The following is a 17,732-nucleotide window of genomic DNA, read 5'->3' as shown; positions in this document are numbered from 1 at the left end:
CCGAAACCCCAGGTCAACGACGGTCAGTAACCTATCCCGAGGCACGGAGGCGCCCCTGCACCCGCACTATCCCAGCGATCCCTCCCATCCCGATTCGCCGGACCCGGTGTACTGGGTCACTCCACGTCACTTGGCTGGGGACGACGGTGCGCTCGCCGAGCGGATCGGCGACACCCTGGCCAGCCTTGGCTGGCGCATGTGGCCCACTTCCCGCCACACCCTGTTGTATGTGAGCCCCGACAACCTGCGTGGTGCCGAGTGGACCCTCGCGGCCAATCCGTTCGAGCTGGGCGGACTGCCTGTTGCTTGGCAGTTGAGCGCACGTCCGCACGCCAACTCTGCGATGACGGAGTGGAACGCGTACTTCACCACTGGCGTCCCGTATGAGGCGCTCGCCGATTTCCTCGTGGCGATTGATGCCTGCGAGGCACCCGACACCGACTTCGGCGGGGCCGAGACGGTGCTGAACGCGCTCAGTGCCCAAGGCTGGCTCCGCGACGTGGATCGCCCCCGCACCACCGCCACGGACCCCGGGCTCTCCGGCTGCGTCTCCCTGGAGCTGATGCCACCGCTCATTCAGGACGCCGACCCGGGCCCTGACCTGTCGGGATGGCAGGCGTGGGCGGAGCCTGTTCTCGGCACCCCGTACCTGTGGTGTGCCAGCTTCAGCGCCAGCGTTCCGAACGGGTTGGTCGCCGCGTTCGCGTCATCGCTTGCCTCACCAGTCCCGGTGCCCCGCCACAGCGTGCCCAAGATCGCTGAGGGACGGCTCACAGTCGTCCACCGCAGTTGACGATCCGCGCCCTGACGGAACCGCAGGTCGGACGTATGCGGCGCATTCCCTGCGTCCGTCCGATGACAGAGAGGAAGAGATCTTGTTCTTTCGACGCGCTCGCGAGGACCGCGCATTCCGCGAGGCCCAGCGTGCCAGCCACGCGCTGCTCCTGCAGTTGCAGGCCACACAGCCGTGGGGCGACTTCCCCGTGCCGACCACACCGGTTCCAGCATCGGACGCGGAGGAATCGGCGGTGAGTGATCTCCCGCCGCCGGATTTGCGGGTGCCGTCCCGCCAGGAAGTGGCCGGGTTGATGAGGCGCTGGGAGCAGCCGCTCGTCATCGGCGGCGAGGTTCGTACGTGCCCCGAGTGCGGCGTGTACCGGGACTGGATCGTCTTCTGCATGCGCGACGACTCGATATGGCTGCGCTGCCGGGCTGGCCACGAGACGAAGGAGCCCGGCCTGGATGCGGCCTGGTACAACCGCAACTCCGGTCCGATCGACCGGTTCCACCCCACCCTCGAAGAGGGCCTGCGCCACCTCGGCCACTGAACCCCCGGATCCCCTGCGCCCCTTCTCGCTGCCGGTGCCCGGAGGCCCGGCTTGGTCAACCCGTCCGTTTCGCAGGCCACTTAGGGGTTCATTTGCGTCTTCACACCATGACCGTCCTCAGCCTGAGCGCCCTCGCCGTCCTGGCCCTGGAGGGCTGCTCGATCGGCAGCATCTCCTCCGCCGACCCGGCGTCCGCCCCGTCCGAGAACGCCTCGATGCCAGCCCCGCTGTCTTCGGCCGAGCTGGCCAAGCGGCTCCTGGACGAAGGCGACTTGGGCGAGGGGTACGCCCGCACGCCGCAGCGCCCCGCCGTGCACGACGACGTGAGCGTGATCGGCTGCCCGTCGCTGGAGAAGCTCGGCGCTGACGCGGCGACCGGTGCCGGCCTTGACTTCTCCCGCAAGGCGAAGGCGTCCTTCGCCTACGTCGGCGGCAGCGAGTCCGCGCTTTCCGAGGAGTTGTACAGCGACGGCGCCGCGAAGCTGTCGAAGGGCATCGGGCAGATCTTCGACGCGATGGTCTCCTGCCCCACGTACCAGGTTGCCTCGGGCAGCACCATCATCGACATGGGCACTCAGAAGACGGCCGCACCGGATCTGGGTGACGAGCGGTGGAGCCAGCTGCTCACCTACTCGCTCGGCGGGCAGCGCAGCGTCGTCAAGCAGACGGCGGTCCGAGTCGGCAACGTCCTGGTGGTCGTCTCCGGCTCAACGGGGCTTGTGGATGTCAGTCTGGAGAAGGCGGTCGCCAAGGTGCAGTCCGCCTCCTGACCACCCGCTTTGCCGGTGCCCCTCTGCTTTGGCAGAGGGGCACCGGCGTATGTCCCGGATTACCGTGCGTTGCGCGGCCCGTCGTGTCGGCTTGGCGAGGGCCGGGCAGTACCTCCGCTCTTTGCCGCGGCGGTGGTGTGTTGGGGCATCGTGGTGGCGTCGGCGGGTAGGTCGGCCATGCGTCGCAGGCGCCACACGAGCACGTCGCTGATCGAACCGGCGGTGCCCAGCTCCCGCCGCGCAGCGGCTTCGGCCAGCAGCGCTGCCGGGTCGTGGCCGGCGCTCTCGACATCGGCGAGCGTGGCGGCCAAGGCATGCCAGCCCGGTTCGGCGAGAATCTGATCCGCCAGCTCCGGCACTGCCTGACGCAGGTGGGCGATCTGCCTCTGTCGCAGGGGCTGCGGCAGGCGCCGACCCCGCTGATACAGCACCCCCAACGGAACACCGGCGGCGGCTTGGTAAGCGGCGCGCAGGTGCTCGGCGGCACCCTGGGCGGCAACCGCTTGCTGGGCATGCCCCTTCTTCGCATGCCAGTGGGCCGCGGCGGTGACGAGGAAGAACGCCATGTCGATCACCATCGCCGTGGTCGCCCCGTCTTCCCCGCGGCCGAGCGCCGGCCCGCTGTAGACGAGGTCGCGGGCTGCCTGTCGCAGGGCCCGGTCGTGGCCGCGCTCGGCCTGGACGTGGGAGCGGGTGGCCCGCTCGAACACGAAGGCAGCCTCGCGCAGTTGATGGCGGGTGTGGGCCGCGGAGGTCTTGGCGAGCGCATCCAGGACCTCCCCAGCCGCCGCGATGCTCGCGGCCACCTGGCCGTCCTCGCCGTCGTCGACGACCAGCACCGCCTGCCACACCGCCGTAGCCGCCCGGCGCCGAGCAGTGGCCGGACCGCTTGGCGCGGTATCGGAGGCTCGGTCGGACGGTGCCCTGTCGCTTTGGTCGGCGGCGTCGCTGTCGCCGGAGAAGCGTTTGCGGATGCGGGGCAGGGACAGGTCGGGCGAGAGGGTGGAGCCCGCGTAGAACACCGGCTCCTTCTCGCCGTTGCGGTTGTCCGGGAGGGCGACCTTGTAGCCGAGCAGGTCGCCGGAGGGCGCGACGCGTTTGCGGATCAGGAGGCCGGCCGAGGCCAGGCGGTCGAAGAACTCCTCCTCGCTCGTGGCCCCGGCGACCGCGCGGCGTACGGTTTCGCGCAGTTCCTCGCGTGCCGGTTGTTCCCTGCCCTGGCGCTTCGCCTTATGGCGTTCGGCGCTGGTGGGGCGTTTGGCGGCGGTGCCGTCTCCGGGTGCGACGCGGCGCAGCCGGTAGTCGGCTTCGATGCGGCGGCATTCGGCTTGGGCGCGGCGGGCCTCGTTGTGCAGGCGGGGCCGGCGGCCGTCGTCGCGGACGAGGGTGGCGATGATGTGGATGTGGTCGTCGGCATGGCGGACGGCTGCCCATCGGCAGGCTTTCTCGTCGCCGTCGGGGGCGATGCCGGTGGCAGCGACCATGCGGCGGGCGATGGCCGCCCAGTCCTCGTCGGACAGGATCGGGTCCTCCGGGGCAGCCCGCACCGACAGGTGCCACACGTGCTTCTCGGGGCGTTTGCCAGCGGGCAGGGCGTTGACGGGCTGGTCGAGCAGGCGCTGAAGCTGCTCGTAGGTCGCCTTCGAGTCGCGGCCGGGGTCAGGGGTGAGCGGATCGAAGGCGGCCACCAGGTGCGGGTCGATGTGCTCCTCTTCAGTGCCGGGGCCGTAGAGGTAGCGAATCAGGCCGATCGTCTCGCTGCCGCGCTTGTGGATGCTGGGGATCACGCAGAGGCACCACCGTCGCGGTGGGCGAGCAGAGCATCGGCAGCGTCCTCCATACGGCGGGCGGCGTTGCCGACGGCCTGGGCCATGGCGTCCAGGTGGGGTGCGTCGGCGCCGGAGTTGAGGGCCTTGGCGACCTGGTTGAACAGGCCGTGGATACGGCCGAGGTGTCGGCGGGCGGCGAACAGCTCGTTGATGATTTCCCGTTCCGTCGCGATCTCGGCGGCGGTGCGGTTCAGGTCGCGGGCGGCCTTGTCGGCGGCGTAGGCGAGGAAGGCGGCGTTGGACATTTGGCAGTGGGCGGCGGCGTCGGTGAATCGCTGGAACTCGGTGTCGTTCATACGGCAGCTGGGTTGCTTCAGTCGCTTGCGCGATTTCGGCAGACGAACGCGCTGACGTCTGGTCGACACGGACTCGGCCTGCCGCCTTACTCCCTGCTGCGGTCCGCCCTCGGTCGCAGTCTGAGTGCCCGGTGCCCCCTGGCGCCGGGCTGTTCCCGCCACCCTTGGGGCGGGAACCCCGGAAGCATCGCTTCCGGTACAACTTGCTCCCGATGGCGCTGAGATGGTCATCTCCCTTTGGACTGTGGGCAGTTCGTGGTTCGAGCCGTGCATTGAGTGTTCTTCCTTGGGTGTTGAGGTCGGAGCGGGTCAGTGGGGATGGTCGGCGTGAGCGGCCCTCAGCTCGGCCTTGACGGTGCGGACGACCTCCCCGGCGGTGTCGCTGGCGACGCTGTAACCGTCCTCGCGCACGGTGTCTTCCAGCAGATCGCGGGAGAGACGTCCGGTCTCGCCGTGGATTCGGTGGGCGTAGGAGGTGAGCACTTCCCGTGTCGCGCGCGGTCTGGGGCCCGGGCGGTTCGGCTTCGCCCGCGTGGCCTTGCCCGGATCGGCATCCGACGGTTCCTTGCCCGGATTTGGTTCTCGGCTCGTGGTGGTGCGGGCGGGCTGGTGCGGGCGGATTTCGGGCTCCCGGTGGGCGGTGTCATCGCCCGCGTCGCTCTCGGACGGGCGGCCCGGATTCTCGGCCCGCTTCGTCGCTACGGCGCGCGGGCGGGCAGTCGTAGAGCTGACCGTCCTGCCCGTGACGAGGGCGGGCCAACGCCGGGGCAGCGGAATGGAGGCCAGGGTGAGGGCCTGTTGGCGGGTGGCGAGCTTGCGCAGCAGCAACTCGTCCTGGCGCTCGTCGCGGTCGACATCGGCCTGTTCTAGGGCCTGGTGCAGGCGGCGGGTGAGGCGCCGGCCTCGCCAATTGGTGCGCTGATTGGGCGTCATTGTCTCTGCCCGGAGGATCAGGGTGACGGCTTGGTCGAGGGCGCGGTCGCGGATGATCCGGGCGGCGTCCGCATCCCGGTCGGCGATCCCGAGGCGTGCCAGAAGGCGTTCGCGTGCCTGTCGGGCGATGACGGCGGTCAGGCTGCGGGAGTCGGCGTCAGGGGTGCGGTGGCGCAGTTCGATGCCCATGGCCAGGTGCCACAGTAGGGCTGCCAGGACCGGGCCGACGAAGGCCCGCACGGTTCCGCCGACCAGCCCGGACTCGGCGTAGGCGGGCACGATCTGCACGCCGGTGATCACCCAGGTGAGGGTGCCGGGCATACCGGGTGCTTGCTTCGGGCCGTTGAGGTTTGCCCGGGCGAGCAGGGCGGTGGAGAACAGCGCGAGTTCGGCGGCGGCGAACATCGCCGCCCGTTCGATGCTGCTGCCCATGTCGAGATAGTCGGCGGCGAACCGCCAGCTGGTGTCCGCGCTGTAGGCGGTACAGCCGATGGCGGCGATGGCGGCGACCCGGACCGCGGCGGTGCTACGGCGCTGCTCGGGGTCCCGATTCTGTAGGCGCTGCCGTATGGACCATGCGACGGACAGGGCGACGGCGACCAGGACCGCGACGGGCACAGGCGCAGGGATCCAGTGCGGCCAGGCGGGTATGCCGGTGCCGTTGGCGCTGATGAGTGCGGTGGTGCCAGGGGTCATGCAGAGGCTCTCCAAGGGTCCACGCGAGCGAGTGCATGCCTCTTGCGTGGGCGGCGGGGTGAGGTGAGGGCGAGGGGGGAGACGTGGGCTGCCGTCAGGCGGTGGGCGCGGTGCGGCGTCGGTCGGGTCCGGTGAGGATGACGCGTTCGGTCATCTCGGCGAGGCGGGAGGCGACGCGGTCGCCGAGTGCGGTGCGCAGCTCGGGGATCGGCAGGTTCGTCGTGATGAGGGTGGGGAGCATGTGCTCGTACCGGTGGTTGATGAGCCGGTAGGTCAACTCCTCGGTCCACTCGCTTGTTTTGGCCGCGCCGAGGTCGTCCAGGAGCAGCAGCGGGCAGCGGGCCAGCGTCTGCAGCTCCCGTTCGCCGTCGTGGCCGGCGCGGGGACGGAGCCGCGCGTGCAGGTCGGCGCTGGTGGTGGCTTCCCAGCGCAAGCGGACACCTCGGGTGAGGAGGGCGCGTACGGCGCCGTATCCCTGATGGGTCTTGCCGGTGCCGGTAGGGCCGACGATCAGCAGCGACGGGCCCTCGGCAATGCCCGGTCCGCCGGGTCCGGGGCGTCCGGCGCGGGCGATCCGGTCGGCCCAGGCGGTGATCTGCGGGTGGTCGGCCAGGGCGCGGCGGTAGCGGGCGGGGATGCGGGCGTCCGCGAGCTCCAGAGCGGTGACCGGCTCGGCGGGTGGTTCCTGGGCCGTGACCGCGGGGTCGATGCCGCGCGTGGCCAGGATGCCGTTGAGCCGGTCGGCGATCGGGCCGACCCGGTGGGGCTCGCGGGTGAGGATGGCGGTCAGAGGTCACCTCCGTAGGCGGCGTCGACATCGGCGGGATTCGTCCATGCCTTGTGGGTGGCTGGTACGGGCGCGGCGTTCATGACCTCGTGGACGAGACTCGGCAGGACGCTCGGGGACAGGCCCTTGAGCCGATGGAGTCTCAGAGCGGCCCGGAGGTAGTCGGTGGCGATGCCCTCGTCGAGCAGCTTGCGCACCTGTCCGCCGAGACGCTTCAGGACGTCGTCCGGTGGGCGGTGGTTGCACGCGCTGACGTACTCGGCAAGGAGCTCCCTGGCCGAGAGGGTGTCGGGCGTGTGGGCGCTTGCGCCCCCCGAAGGGGTATTTCCTAGATCCATGGTCCTAGGTCCTAGATCCGGACGGTGAGGCGTCACCGCCGATGCGGGGAGGGTTCCTGACTCCCTCACGGAGGGCTCCGTGAAATCGTTCTGACCTGCCGGTTTCCTATCAGATCCCGAATGCGGTGCAGGCTCGCGCGCTTCGCAGGAGGTCTCACGGAGGGTTCCGTGAGGCAACGGTGCGGACTCCGTGACGCTCGCCTCCGCCACCGGTGCGGCGGCAATCGGCCGGGTGCCGGACGGCCCGTTGTGGCGAGGGCAGCCGGGCAGACGGCTCACGCTCGGCCGGTTGATCTTCTGATGCTGGTGCCATGTGACGACGTGCAGGTACCGCTTGTCGTCCGGGCCCGTGTAGCGGCAGATCAGACCGGCGTCGGCGAGCTGGGCGAGGTCCGTCTCGACGTCGGAGGGGGTGTGCTCGGGGCGCAGGACCCACAGCTGCCCGGCGATGATGGCGGCGTGGTCGCGATGACGGCCCTGGTCGTCGGCCTGGGTGAGCAGGCCGAAGAAGGTGCGCTCGGCGGTCAGCGAGACAGCAGCCAGGGACTCGGAGACGAAAGCTTCGGGCTTGAGGGTGCGGATTCGTGCCAAGAGGGGCGGGTCCTCACTCGGTTGCAGGTGGGCAGGAGCCCACGGCTCACCGTCGATCGGCGGTACGGGCGTACGGGGTGGGGGAGTTGACCGGCCCGGCGGCGCGGGGCGCGCTGATGGCCGCTCGCGCTTTCCGGGGGTGTCGTCAACATAGCCACACCCAGGTCGCACAAGTCCAGCCCCATCCCGCGCAATCTCTTACGGCAGAAAGGTAGCCGTAAAAGCAGGCGGTAGAAGGCGGTGGCAAAACGGTAAGGCACGATCGCCGGTTGACCAAATAGTTGTGCCGGTTTCCAAGCCAGAAGCATCACATCGGGAAGCCGTTGACGTGTCGGCGACGGGCAAGCTACAACACAACACCCCATGTCGCAGGAGTCGCTGAGCGGCGATCGGCGCGACGGCTCTCGGGTCATGTCAGCGCGGGGAACCGCTCCGTATGTGGCCGGCTCGGGGGGAACATAGACCACGATCGCCGGTTAACCAAACCGGCGAATGGACGCTACAACTGGAGCCATGCCCGCACGCTCATTGGAAATCGGCCCTGCAGGAATACGGGCGGCCCGCACCATCGAAATCCTCCGCACCGAACACGGCTTGTCGCAACGCCAACTCGCCCGCCACGTCACCGCACTTGGCCACCCGATGTCCAACACCATGCTGTCTCGCGTCGAACGCGTTCAGCGCCGGTGCGACATCGACGACCTTGTGGCTCTCGCCGAGGCACTGCACGTCGCACCTTCAGTACTCCTCGGAGACCCAAGACTCGTCTGACCTGCTTCCAGAGCTGGATTCACAGTCCAGGGACCGTCGGCGAGTGCTTGCCCTGGGCCGTACGGCTCGTACTCGCTGGGGCATATAGCACGAGATCCCCGGTTACCGAAACCGGGGATCCTCCGCACCATTGATGGTGTTTGCCGACCACGCCCGGCGACGAGCGCCCCTTTCCAATGTCGCGCCGCTTGGCAGACCAACCGCACCCCCCCGCCACGCCCACGGAGGCCAACCATGCCTGCACGCCCGCCTTGTGCTCCGAAGCCGCGTTCTACCCAAGTTCCGGATGCCACCCCCACAACGCGCCAGGCATTCCTGAGCGTGAAAGACGCCGCCGAATACCTCGGCCTGTCCCCGCACACCCTCTACGTCTGGCGGCATCGCCGAAACGGCCCGCCCAGTTTCCGGATGGGGCCGCGTGGTCGCGTCATGTACCGGATAGAAGCGCTCGACGCCTGGATCCGCGAACAGGAGCAGGCCGACTCGCGTTCCAATACGGCCCTGAGCCCATTGGGCGCCGCACCGCAGAAACGCTCGGACTACGCCACGGGCGCCTGACCCCGGGCTGACTCCTATCGCACGCAACCTGTCATCGAGGGAAGTATTTGGCCGGCTACATAGAAGACCGTTGGATCAAGAAGAAGAAGGACCCCGACACCGGCAAGCGGGAACGCACCACCCGCTACGGCAAGGGCTCCCGGTACCGAGTTGCCGGTATCCCTGGTGTCCGGGACAAGTCCTTCGACGTGCTCGAAGACGCCAAGGCGTGGCTGCGCAGGGCCGGCACCGACAGCGAACGTGGCGAGTTCGTCGATCCCCGCGACGGCTCCATCACGCTGGACGACTACGTAACACGCTTCTGGCAGACGGGAGTTCGCGGTGCGCCCGGCACGATCAAACGCATCGACGAACGCGTCCGCCTCCACATCCAGCCTCAACTGGGCACCGTCGCCCTGCGGGACATCAGCCCGGCGGTACTGCGCGGATACATCGCCGCGCTGGAGAAGGAACTGTCACCGCGATACGCCCGGCAGATCCTCGGCTCGCTCTCGAACATCTTCGAGACCGCCATCGACGACAAGCGCCTGGTGCGCAACCCGATGCGGGCCAAGTCCGTGCGGTGGCCCAAGGCGCCGGAGGACCAGAGGGAAGCCTGGCCCCTGGAGACCGCGCAGCGCGTACGGGACGCGATCAACGCGCGCTACCGCATTGCCGTCGTGCTCGCGCTGGGCTGTGGGCTGCGGCAGGGTGAGGTCTTCGGTTTGTCGCCGGAGGACGTTGACTTCGCCCGTGGAGTGCTGCGCATCCGCCGACAGGTCCAACTCCTCGGCGGGCGGCTGTACTTCACCCTGCCGAAGGGCGGCAAGACCCGCGTCGTCGACATGCCTCCGTCGGTCGCGGCGGCCCTGGCCCAGTACTTCATGGAGTACCCGGCGGTCGAGGTGGAGCTGCCGTGGGGCGGCCCGGAGCCCGACCGGGAGACGAAGAAGTTCCCGCTCGTCATCACCACGACGTACGGCAACGCCCTTCGCGCGAACATCTTCAACGTAGAGGTGTGGAAGCCTGCCCTGGCCGCCGCCGGCGTCATCCCCATGCGGCAGAAGAAGGGAGAGCGGTGGAAGGCGTCGCGCAAGGACGGCTTCCATGTGCTCCGGCACACATACGCCTCGGTCATCCTCGAAGCGGGCGAGTCCGTCGTCACCCTGGCCCGCTGGCTCGGCCATTCGAGCCCGACGATCACCCTGGACTACTACGCCCACTTCATGCCGGAGGCCGGCGGCAAGGGGCGAGGCGCCATCGACGCCCTGATCGGCCAGCCTGCACTGGCCGCGTAGACGTCCTCTCCGCACAACCCACGAAACGGGTGGGCACAGCGATCTGCTGTGCCCACCCGTTTCGGCGTTCCACAAGGGAAGTTGGCTACTCTCCGTGCCGATCAATGCTGCCAGCCTGCGCTTCAGCGGCGAGGCAACCGCAGGTCAACGCCCGCGATCGCAGGAGACCGCGCAGATTGGAGCGCGGCTCATTCTCCCCAGATTCTCCCCAGCGGCCTCGGAGGCGCCGTCGGAGCCCGCGATCCGGGCCGCAGTCACTCCCGGGAGCGCCTCCGAGGGCGATTGCTCAGAGCCAGTCTTTCCGCTTGAAGATGACGTACAAACTGGTGCATACCACCGCCATCAGTAGGATTGCGAACGGGTATCCAAGTACCCAGTGCAACTCCGGCATCCGATCGAAGTTCATCCCGTAGATCGTCCCCACCAACGTCGGCGCGAACAAAATCGCTGCCCAAGAAGAGATCTTCTTGATCTCCTCGTTCTGCTCGAACCCCGCCTCCGCCAACGCCCGCATCTCCGCGTTCTGTTGCTGGGTGACCAGGGTCGCGTTCACTGTGAGGATGTCCGTGAGGGCCTGGCGGAAGCCGTCGACTTGTTCGCTGGTGTGGGTGACGTGGTCGGCCACGTCGCGGAGGTAGCGCTGGAGTTCCTCGTCGGTGCCGTACTTCGCGAAGCCCGCCATCAGGCTGTGCAGCATGCCCACCAGGGGGCGGGTGGCGCGCTGGAACTCGACCATTTCGCGGGAGAGTTCGTAGATCCGGCGGGAGACCTGCGGTTCGCTGCGGAAGACCTCCGTCTCGATCTCGTCGATGTCGATCTGGACGCCGGCGACGACGGGCGCGTAGCCGTCGACGACCGCGTCGAGGATGGCGTACAGCACCGCCTCGGGGCCGAGTTTCAGCAACTCCGGGGATTCCTCCATGCGTTGGCGGACCGCCGACAGGTCGGGAGCCGCGCCGTGCCGCACCGTGATCACGAAGTCCGGGCCCACGAAGACGTGCAGCTCGCCGAAGTCGACCTCCTCTGTCGTGTCCAAATAGCGGGCCGCGCTCAGGACCACGAACAGTGTTTCGCCGTAGCGCTCCAGTTTCGGGCGCTGGTGGGCCTCCATCGCGTCCTCGACGGCCAGCGGGTGGAGGTCGAACTCCGCTGCCAGGGACAGGAGTTCACCTTCGGTGGGGCGGGCGAGGCCGATCCAGGCCATGCCGGACGGCTGTTCGCGCAGTTCGCGGAAGGTGTCGGCGAGGGTGTCCGGTGCCGAGACGCGCACGCCGTCCCGGTACAGGGCGGCCTGGACGACGCTGCCCGCGTCGGACGGTTCCGAGGGGGACGCGTCGGCGGTGGACGCCGGGGGCTCGGGTGCGGGCGCCGGGGGCGGGGCCGGTGCTCGGCGCCAGCCGGACGTCCTGCTCGGACTGCCGTTTCTGCCGTTCTTCGAGGTGGGGCGGGCGCGTCGCTGGGGCATCGCGGTGCCTCTCGATCGGGCCTACGTCTGCGTGATCGCGGAGCACGAGCAGGATATACGGGGCAAACGACCTGGGCGTGAGATCGGGGTCCGGGATTCGGTGAGAGTTGCGGACAGAAGGTGTCCGCAATCACCGTTAGCGTGCGGAGCGTGACGACCAAGGCAGCGAAGACGACCAAGGCGACCAAGGCGGCGACCATGACGAAGGCCCCCGTACTCGACACCCGCTCCCTCAACCGCGCCACCCTCCACCGCCAACTCCTCCTCCGCCGCTCCCCGCTCTCCGCCCGCGCCGCAGTCGAACATCTCCTCGGCCTCCAGGCCCAGAACGTCAAGCCGCCGTACTACGCCCTCGCCGCCCGCCTCGACGGATTCGCGCCCGAGGAACTGTCCGGGCTGATGGCCGAGCGCGAGGTCGTCCGGATCGTCACCATGCGTTCCACCATCCACACCCACACCGCCGCCGACTGCCTCACCCTCCGCCCGCTCGTGCAGGCCGCCCGCGATCGTGAGCTCGGCAATTTCCGCAAGGGGCTCGGCGGTGTCGACCTGGACCGGCTCGCCGTACTCGCCCGTGAACTCGTCGAGGCCGAGCCGCGCACCATGAAGGAGTTGCGCGAGGCGCTCCTCGTCGAGTGGCCCGACGCCGATCCGCAGGCCCTCGGGATCGCCGCCCGCTGCAAGCTCCCGCTCGTCCAGGTCACCCCGCGCGGGCTGTGGGGCCGTAGCGGACAGGTGGCCCTGACCACCGCCGAGCACTGGCTGGGGCGGTCCGCCGAACCCGCGCCCACCCCCGACGCGACCGTCCTGCGCTATCTCGCCGCCTTCGGGCCGGCCTCCGTCAAGGACATGCAGACCTGGGCGGGGCTGACGCGGTTGCGCGAGGCCTTCGAGCGACTGCGTCCGCAGCTCGTCACCTTCTACGATCCGAACGGCGTCGAACTCTTCGATCTTCCGGACGCGCCCCGGCCCGACGCGGACACTCCGGCCCCGCCGCGCTTCCTGCCCGAGTTCGACAACCTGCTCCTCTCCCACGCCGACCGCACCCGGGTCGTACCGCCCGAGTACTGGGGCCGCGCCTGGTGGGGCAATGTCGCTCACCGCACGTTCCTCGTCGACGGGTTCCTCGCCGGGGTCTGGAAACTCGACGGCGGCCACCTCGTCGTCGAGCCCTTCGGCAAGCTGACCAAGGCTCAGCAGGGTGAAGTCGTCGCCGAGGGGGCGCGGATGCTCGACACGCTGCACAAGGGGACGTCGTACGACATCCGGTTCGGGACGGTCGTACAGCCGTAGAACCCCCAAACCGGAGACCTCTGGAAGGCTCAGTCCGCTCTGCCCGTCACCGCGACCGTCACGCCCAGGCCGATCATCGTGAAGCCGCCCGCGCCGCCGATCAGGGACAGGCGGCGGTCGGAGCCGGCGAACCACGTGCGGGCGGCCGAGGCGGTCAGGCCCCACAGGGTGTCCGTGACCAGGCCGATGGAGATGGGGATCAGGCCGAGCAGGAGCATCTGGAGCGGGACGTGGCCTGCGGAGTGGTTGACGAACTGGGGGAGTACGGCGGCGAAGAACACCACGCCCTTGGGGTTGGTGACGCCGACCAGGGCTCCGTCGAGGACCGTCCGGAGGTCGCCTCGGGGCTCCCGCCCAGGAGTTGTTCGCATCGCGGACGCCTTCAGGTCCTTGCGGTGGCGGAACGCCTGGACGCCCAGGTAGACGAGGTAGGCCGCGCCCGCCAACTTCACCGTCAGGTAGATCGTGACCGACCGCTCCACCAGTGCGCCGATACCGAACGCCACCGCCGTCACCAGCAGGTACGAGCCGAAGACGTTGCCGATCGCCGTCGCCACCGCCGTACGGCGGCCGTGGGCGAGGGCGCGGCCGATGACGAACAGGACGCTGGGTCCCGGGATCACGATCACCAGCAGTGACATCGCGGCGAAGGCGACGAAACGGTCCGTGGACACCATGCGATCACTCCCATCCGGCGCTCATTGAAGCAGGCGGGGAGGGGTCCGCTCTAGGGCCCGGTCGGTGGCTCGCACATGGATAGGGTGCGTTGCGGGCTGCTCGTGGAAGCCCGCAACGCACCCTGGTATTTCCCTGAGGGGTGCTCAGGAGTTCTTCCGGGTTACGAGTTGACCTGCGTGGTCACCAGGCTGGAGAACGCGGTCAGCCGGGAGTAGACACCCGGGTAACCCGCCTCGGCACAGCCCTCGCCCCAAGAAGTGATCCCTGCCAGGACGCCCCCGATGAGCAGGGGACCGCCGCTGTCGCCCTGGCAGGTGTCTACGCCGCCGGATGTGTATCCGGCGCAAACCATGTCGGACGCGATGAAGTCCGAACCGTAGGAGCTCTTGCAGCTGGAGTCGGACACGATCGGGACGGTCGCGGTCCGCAGCTGGTTGGAGGAGCTGCCGTTCTCCGAGGTGGTGCCCCAGCCGAGGATGCGGGCCGTGGTGCCGGCCGCGTACACCGAGGTGTCCGTGGAGGCGACGTACTTCGCCGTGGTGTACGGCATCGACGTCGACAGCGTCAGGACGGCCACGTCGTCGCCGTTGGTGGCGTCCGTGTAGCTGGGGTTGATCCAGATCTTGCTGACCTTGCTGACGGTGCCGTTCGTACCGTTGAGGTAGGTGCGGCCGCCGACCACGCGGACGCTGCTGGTGGTCTCGCCGACCATACAGTGGGCGGCGGTGACCACCTTGGTCGCGGAGACGAGCGTGCCGCCGCAGAACTGGTTCTGCGAGGCGTCCGTGATCTGCATGACGAACGGGTACGTCGTCGTCGTGGTCGTGGAACCGCCGACGATGGGCTGGGGGGCTGCCACAGCGGTGGGGGCGCTGAGCAGTGCGGTCGCTGCGGCAGCGGCGGCTGCTGCGACGACTGCGGTGGTTCTCTTGGCGCGGTTGAGCCCGAACATGAGTCTCCTCATTGGGTTGCCGGTGGGGGTCGCGCGGGTGTGGGGGGTGCAACGGGGGTCGCGGGACCGACCCCCGTATGCCCGGGCGAGCGGCACACCCATAAGCTAGAACCCGGAACACCCTGCTCCCAATGAGGGAACCCCCTAGGGGAGTTGGGCAGGGAAAACCCTCGGTCGCCGCACAGTAAACCCGTAGGGTCCTCAGTTCGGACGGCGCCCCGCCGCCAGTCGGACGATATCCACCCGCGAGCGGATCCCCAGCTTGCGGTAGACCCGGGTCAGGGTCGCCTCGACCGTCTTGACGCTGATGAACAGGCGGGCGGCGATCTCCCGGTTGGTGGCGCCCTCCATGACGAGCGCGGCGACCTGACGCTCCATCGAGGCCAGCCCGTCGAGCCCTTCGAGGGTCGGCACGGGCGTGGGCACGGGCGCCGGCTCCGGCGCCTTGGTGACGGCCGCCTCGTCCACCTGCCGCAGCCAGGGCAGCGCCCGGCAGCGCCGGAACAGCCGGGTCGCCTCGTCGTACGACGTGGGTCCGGGCTGTCCGCCGGTGCGCAGCGACGCCAGCGCGAAGGCGGCGCGGGCCTCCTCCAGGCCGTAGCCGAGTTTGGCGAGGCGGTCCTGGACGGACGTCAGTTGGGCGACGGCCTCGTCGTGTTCGCCGCGTGCCGCCCGGACGAGCGCCTCGGCGCGGTCGAGTACGGCGAGGACGCTCTCGCGGCCGAGGCGCAGCGCGCGTTCGCGGGTCACGTCGATGACGTCCTGGGCCTCGGTGGTCTCGCCGACGCGGACGAGGGCCTCGGCGAGGTCGCCGTGCCAGCGGCCGCGCGCCGGGTCGGTCACCCCGAGGGCCTGCTCCAGTTCGCGGACCCGGCGCAGCGAGCGGACGGTCCCGTGGGCGTCCCCGGCGACCAACTGGGCGTACCCCAGGGCCCCGAGGGCACGGGAGAGATACATCTGGTCGCCGTCCTCCTCGGCGTGCTCGACCGCCTCGCGGGCCAGCGCCAGCCCCTCCTCGACGTCACCGCCGGAGGCCTCGGCGAGCGCGGTGAGCATCGCGGACGCCGTCTGGCCGATCCCGGAGTCGCGGGCCAGCCGCAGGCCCTCGCGGGCCAGGTCGAGGGCGCGGCCGCAGTGCCCGGAGCGCAGTTCGGTCTCCGCGAACCCGCGCAGGAAGTGCACCTCGCTCTCCACCGACCCGCGCCGCCGCACCTCGCGCAGCAGCGCGGTGATGGTCGCGCGTGCCTCGGGCAGCTGATCGCTCATCACCAGCCAGCGGAACCTGGCCGAGCCCGCGCCGTTGTGATGGCACGCCACCCTCGGATCCTGGGGCTCCTTCAGCGCGCGCTTGATGGTGAGGGGGGCGTCCGGATGACCCATCAGGGTCTCGGTCTGCGCCTGGAAGGAGAGCGCGAGGAGTTCGGTGCGCCGGTCACCGGCACGTGCGGCCAGCTCGGCCGAGCGCGCGGTCTCCGCCCGGGCCTCGGCGAAGTCGCCCTCAACCAGCAGGGCGCGCCAGGCCAGTTGGTAGCGGACCAGGGCGAGCAGCCGGGGGTCGTCGCCCGCGTCGGCGAGTGCCTGCGGGAAGACGGCGTCGACGTCGGCCATGGAGTGACCGGCGGTGTCGATGACGATGATCCAGGCCCGCACCCGCTCGGCGGGCACCGAGGTCCGGGTCAGCACCTCGCGCGCGATGTCCCGGGCGAGGTCCAGCTCGCCGGCGGTGATCGCGTCCTCCGAGGCCTGCAACCGGCGCTCGTCCGGGCCCGGCACGCTGTCGCCCGGGGTGTGCCGGGCGGCGAGCAGCCCGAGCGACGCGGCGACCGAGGGCGCCCCGCGGTCGCGGGCCAGGGTCGCGGCCTCGGCGAGCCGGGCGGCGACCTCCGGGTCGGTGCCGGTGGTCGCGAGGGCGAGGTGCCGGGCGCGCTCGATGGGGTCGGAGGCGGCGGTCGACAGCGCCGCGTGCGCGGCCCGCCGCTCCTGCGCGGGTGCCTCCGCGTACAGCGCGGCCGAGATCAGCGGATGCGCGAACCGTACGGCGGGAGCCTCGGGTTCCGTTGCCAGCAGGCCGAGTTCGGCCGCCTGGGCGGTCTCCGCCTCCGCGTTCTCCCGGCCCGCGGTCTGCAGCAGGGCCACCGTGGGCCGGGCGCCCGCGCTCGCGACCAGCAGGGTGCGGCGCGCCTCGGCGGGCAGCATGTCGAGCCGGCTCAGCACCAACGCGCGTAGTGACGTCGGCACGGGCAGCGGCTCGCCCGGTCTCGGCGGGGTCGGGTTCTCGGCCAGCGCGCGGCCCAACTCCAGCGCGAACAACGGGTTTCCGCCGCTCGTACGGTGGATCTCGCGGACCGTGGAGCGCGGCAGCCCGGTGTACCCGCGGTGGTCGAGCAGCGCCGACACCTGCGCCCGGGACAGCGGGCTGAGCCGGAACGCGAGGGTGTCCGGCGGCGACGCGCTTAGATACCGGTCGTACTCCTGCCCCTCGGTCCGCACCGCGAACACCATCTGCACCTGGGTGTCCCCGAGCCGCCGAGCGGCGAACCCGAGGAGCTCCGCGCTGGCCGGGTCCAGCCACTGCAGGTCGTCCGCTACGACGAACACGGGACCGTCGGCGGCGAGGGCGCGCAGCGCGGACAGGACGGCGAGGCGCAGGGCGAGTCCGTCGCGCTGGAGGGAGGACTCGCCGCGGCCGGTGAGCGCGGATTCCAGTGCCGTGCGCTGCGCGGCGGGCAGTCGCTCGGACACCTCGTCCAGGACCAGACCGAGGAGGTCGGCGAGGGCCAGGAAGGGGAGGTGGGATTCGGACTCCGTGGCCGAGCAGCGCAACACGGTCCGCGCCGTCTCGCCGTATTCCGCGGCCAACGCCCGCAGGACGGTCGACTTTCCTATTCCGGCGGGGCCGTGGAGCAGCACACTGCCGCCCTCGGCGAGCTGGTCACGGGCGGCGTTGAACATCTCCTCCCGGCCGATGACCAGGTCGGGGCGCGTTCTGGCAGGCTCCTTGAAGTCCCGTCGCACGGTCACCGCTCCCCTCGTGTGTCGTGTCCGGGCCAATATTAGGCAATCAGTCCTTGAAATTCGGATGGATGGGGTCGTGAGGGAAATAACAACCGTGCGGCATGAGGAAATTCAAAGCTCCGATGAATGAATAGCCGGTCGTCGCGGGAGCCGCC

Annotated in this window: 16 protein-coding genes; 7 read left to right on the top strand and 9 right to left on the bottom strand. The window is 69.9% G+C overall.

The annotated features are described in order from the left end of the window. The first annotated feature begins 106 nt into the window (after window positions 1-106). The 3 genes from ACGFY9_RS27405 (at window position 107) to ACGFY9_RS27395 (ending at window position 2,098) form a co-directional block, all read left to right on the top strand. Window positions 107-793 carry a DUF317 domain-containing protein gene (locus ACGFY9_RS27405; RefSeq protein ID WP_393758369.1) on the top strand — a complete coding sequence of 229 codons (687 nt, stop codon included), beginning with the start codon at window positions 107-109 and terminating at the stop codon, window positions 791-793. Window positions 794-875: 82 nt separating this feature from the next. Beyond that, the gene (locus ACGFY9_RS27400) at window positions 876-1,328 is read left to right on the top strand and encodes a hypothetical protein (protein ID WP_393758368.1); all 453 of its coding nucleotides are present in this window, start codon (window positions 876-878) and stop codon (window positions 1,326-1,328) included. Between the two features lie 107 nt (window positions 1,329-1,435). Continuing rightward, complete coding sequence (locus tag ACGFY9_RS27395; RefSeq protein WP_393758367.1) at window positions 1,436-2,098, top strand: hypothetical protein; 663 nt, start codon at window positions 1,436-1,438, stop codon at window positions 2,096-2,098. Between the two features lie 59 nt (window positions 2,099-2,157). Here ACGFY9_RS27395 and ACGFY9_RS27390 read toward each other — a convergent pair whose 3' ends face one another. The 5 genes from ACGFY9_RS27390 to ACGFY9_RS27370 all read right to left on the bottom strand — a co-directional run bounded on the left by ACGFY9_RS27390 (window position 2,158) and on the right by ACGFY9_RS27370 (window position 7,568). Beyond that, the gene (locus tag ACGFY9_RS27390) at window positions 2,158-3,885 is read right to left on the bottom strand and encodes a relaxase/mobilization nuclease domain-containing protein (RefSeq protein WP_393758365.1); all 1,728 of its coding nucleotides are present in this window, start codon (window positions 3,883-3,885) and stop codon (window positions 2,158-2,160) included. After that, complete coding sequence (locus ACGFY9_RS27385) at window positions 3,882-4,223, bottom strand: plasmid mobilization relaxosome protein MobC (protein ID WP_393758364.1); 342 nt, start codon at window positions 4,221-4,223, stop codon at window positions 3,882-3,884. Before ACGFY9_RS27385 ends, ACGFY9_RS27390 begins: the two co-directional genes overlap by 4 nt. 309 nt (window positions 4,224-4,532) lie before the next feature. Continuing rightward, the gene (locus ACGFY9_RS27380) at window positions 4,533-5,852 is read right to left on the bottom strand and encodes a hypothetical protein (RefSeq protein WP_393758362.1); all 1,320 of its coding nucleotides are present in this window, start codon (window positions 5,850-5,852) and stop codon (window positions 4,533-4,535) included. A gap of 94 nt (window positions 5,853-5,946) precedes the next feature. After that, the gene (locus tag ACGFY9_RS27375) at window positions 5,947-6,642 is read right to left on the bottom strand and encodes an ATP-binding protein (protein ID WP_393758509.1); all 696 of its coding nucleotides are present in this window, start codon (window positions 6,640-6,642) and stop codon (window positions 5,947-5,949) included. Next, complete coding sequence (locus tag ACGFY9_RS27370; RefSeq protein ID WP_393758360.1) at window positions 6,639-7,568, bottom strand: hypothetical protein; 930 nt, start codon at window positions 7,566-7,568, stop codon at window positions 6,639-6,641. Before ACGFY9_RS27370 ends, ACGFY9_RS27375 begins: the two co-directional genes overlap by 4 nt. A gap of 513 nt (window positions 7,569-8,081) precedes the next feature. Between ACGFY9_RS27370 and ACGFY9_RS27365 the strand changes: the two genes are divergently transcribed. The 3 genes from ACGFY9_RS27365 (at window position 8,082) to ACGFY9_RS27355 (ending at window position 10,174) form a co-directional block, all read left to right on the top strand. Then, window positions 8,082-8,339 (top strand): helix-turn-helix domain-containing protein, encoded by a 258-nt coding sequence (locus tag ACGFY9_RS27365; protein WP_393758358.1) that lies wholly within the window; start codon window positions 8,082-8,084, stop codon window positions 8,337-8,339. A 321-nt stretch (window positions 8,340-8,660) separates the two neighbouring features. After that, window positions 8,661-8,897, top strand: a complete 237-nt coding sequence (locus tag ACGFY9_RS27360; RefSeq protein WP_393758356.1) for a helix-turn-helix transcriptional regulator — start codon at window positions 8,661-8,663, stop codon at window positions 8,895-8,897. 47 nt (window positions 8,898-8,944) lie between these two features. Next, a complete protein-coding gene (locus ACGFY9_RS27355; RefSeq protein ID WP_393758354.1) occupies window positions 8,945-10,174 on the top strand; it encodes a tyrosine-type recombinase/integrase in 1,230 nt (409 codons plus the stop codon). Between the two features lie 286 nt (window positions 10,175-10,460). Here the strand turns inward: ACGFY9_RS27355 and ACGFY9_RS27350 are convergent, their stop codons facing one another. Then, the gene (locus ACGFY9_RS27350) at window positions 10,461-11,639 is read right to left on the bottom strand and encodes a magnesium and cobalt transport protein CorA (RefSeq protein ID WP_393758352.1); all 1,179 of its coding nucleotides are present in this window, start codon (window positions 11,637-11,639) and stop codon (window positions 10,461-10,463) included. Between the two features lie 198 nt (window positions 11,640-11,837). Here ACGFY9_RS27350 and ACGFY9_RS27345 point away from each other — a divergent pair, with 198 nt between their 5' ends. Further along, window positions 11,838-12,932, top strand: a complete 1,095-nt coding sequence (locus ACGFY9_RS27345) for a winged helix DNA-binding domain-containing protein (RefSeq protein WP_393758507.1) — start codon at window positions 11,838-11,840, stop codon at window positions 12,930-12,932. 29 nt (window positions 12,933-12,961) lie between these two features. On the opposite strand, the gene ACGFY9_RS27340 is transcribed toward ACGFY9_RS27345, so the two are convergent. The 3 genes from ACGFY9_RS27340 to ACGFY9_RS27330 form a co-directional block, all read right to left on the bottom strand. Beyond that, window positions 12,962-13,609 (bottom strand): LysE family translocator, encoded by a 648-nt coding sequence (locus tag ACGFY9_RS27340; protein WP_393758350.1) that lies wholly within the window; start codon window positions 13,607-13,609, stop codon window positions 12,962-12,964. A gap of 161 nt (window positions 13,610-13,770) precedes the next feature. Continuing rightward, window positions 13,771-14,562 carry a serine protease gene (locus ACGFY9_RS27335; protein WP_366493857.1) on the bottom strand — a complete coding sequence of 264 codons (792 nt, stop codon included), beginning with the start codon at window positions 14,560-14,562 and terminating at the stop codon, window positions 13,771-13,773. A 201-nt stretch (window positions 14,563-14,763) separates the two neighbouring features. Continuing rightward, the gene (locus ACGFY9_RS27330; RefSeq protein ID WP_393758348.1) at window positions 14,764-17,583 is read right to left on the bottom strand and encodes an ATP-binding protein; all 2,820 of its coding nucleotides are present in this window, start codon (window positions 17,581-17,583) and stop codon (window positions 14,764-14,766) included. Window positions 17,584-17,732 lie beyond the last annotated feature (149 nt).

It is taken from the genome of Streptomyces sp. NPDC048504 (assembly GCF_043200035.1).
Lineage (GTDB): Bacteria > Actinomycetota > Actinomycetes > Streptomycetales > Streptomycetaceae > Streptomyces.
Note: the sequence above shows the minus strand (reverse complement) of the source record. Positions and strands in the feature narration are given on the sequence as shown.

What these genes read in the sequence shown, in the direction of transcription:
- ACGFY9_RS27395 (WP_393758367.1), top strand. Translation starts at nt 1,436, where the DNA reads ATGACCGTCCTCAGCCTGAGCGCCCTCGCCGTCCTGGCCCTGGAGGGC.
- ACGFY9_RS27385 (WP_393758364.1), bottom strand. Translation starts at nt 4,223, where the DNA reads ATGAACGACACCGAGTTCCAGCGATTCACCGACGCCGCCGCCCACTGC.
- ACGFY9_RS27380 (WP_393758362.1), bottom strand. Translation starts at nt 5,852, where the DNA reads ATGACCCCTGGCACCACCGCACTCATCAGCGCCAACGGCACCGGCATA.
- ACGFY9_RS27365 (WP_393758358.1), top strand. Translation starts at nt 8,082, where the DNA reads ATGCCCGCACGCTCATTGGAAATCGGCCCTGCAGGAATACGGGCGGCC.
- ACGFY9_RS27350 (WP_393758352.1), bottom strand. Translation starts at nt 11,639, where the DNA reads ATGCCCCAGCGACGCGCCCGCCCCACCTCGAAGAACGGCAGAAACGGC.
- ACGFY9_RS27345 (WP_393758507.1), top strand. Translation starts at nt 11,838, where the DNA reads ATGACGAAGGCCCCCGTACTCGACACCCGCTCCCTCAACCGCGCCACC.
- ACGFY9_RS27340 (WP_393758350.1), bottom strand. Translation starts at nt 13,609, where the DNA reads ATGGTGTCCACGGACCGTTTCGTCGCCTTCGCCGCGATGTCACTGCTG.
- ACGFY9_RS27335 (WP_366493857.1), bottom strand. Translation starts at nt 14,562, where the DNA reads ATGTTCGGGCTCAACCGCGCCAAGAGAACCACCGCAGTCGTCGCAGCA.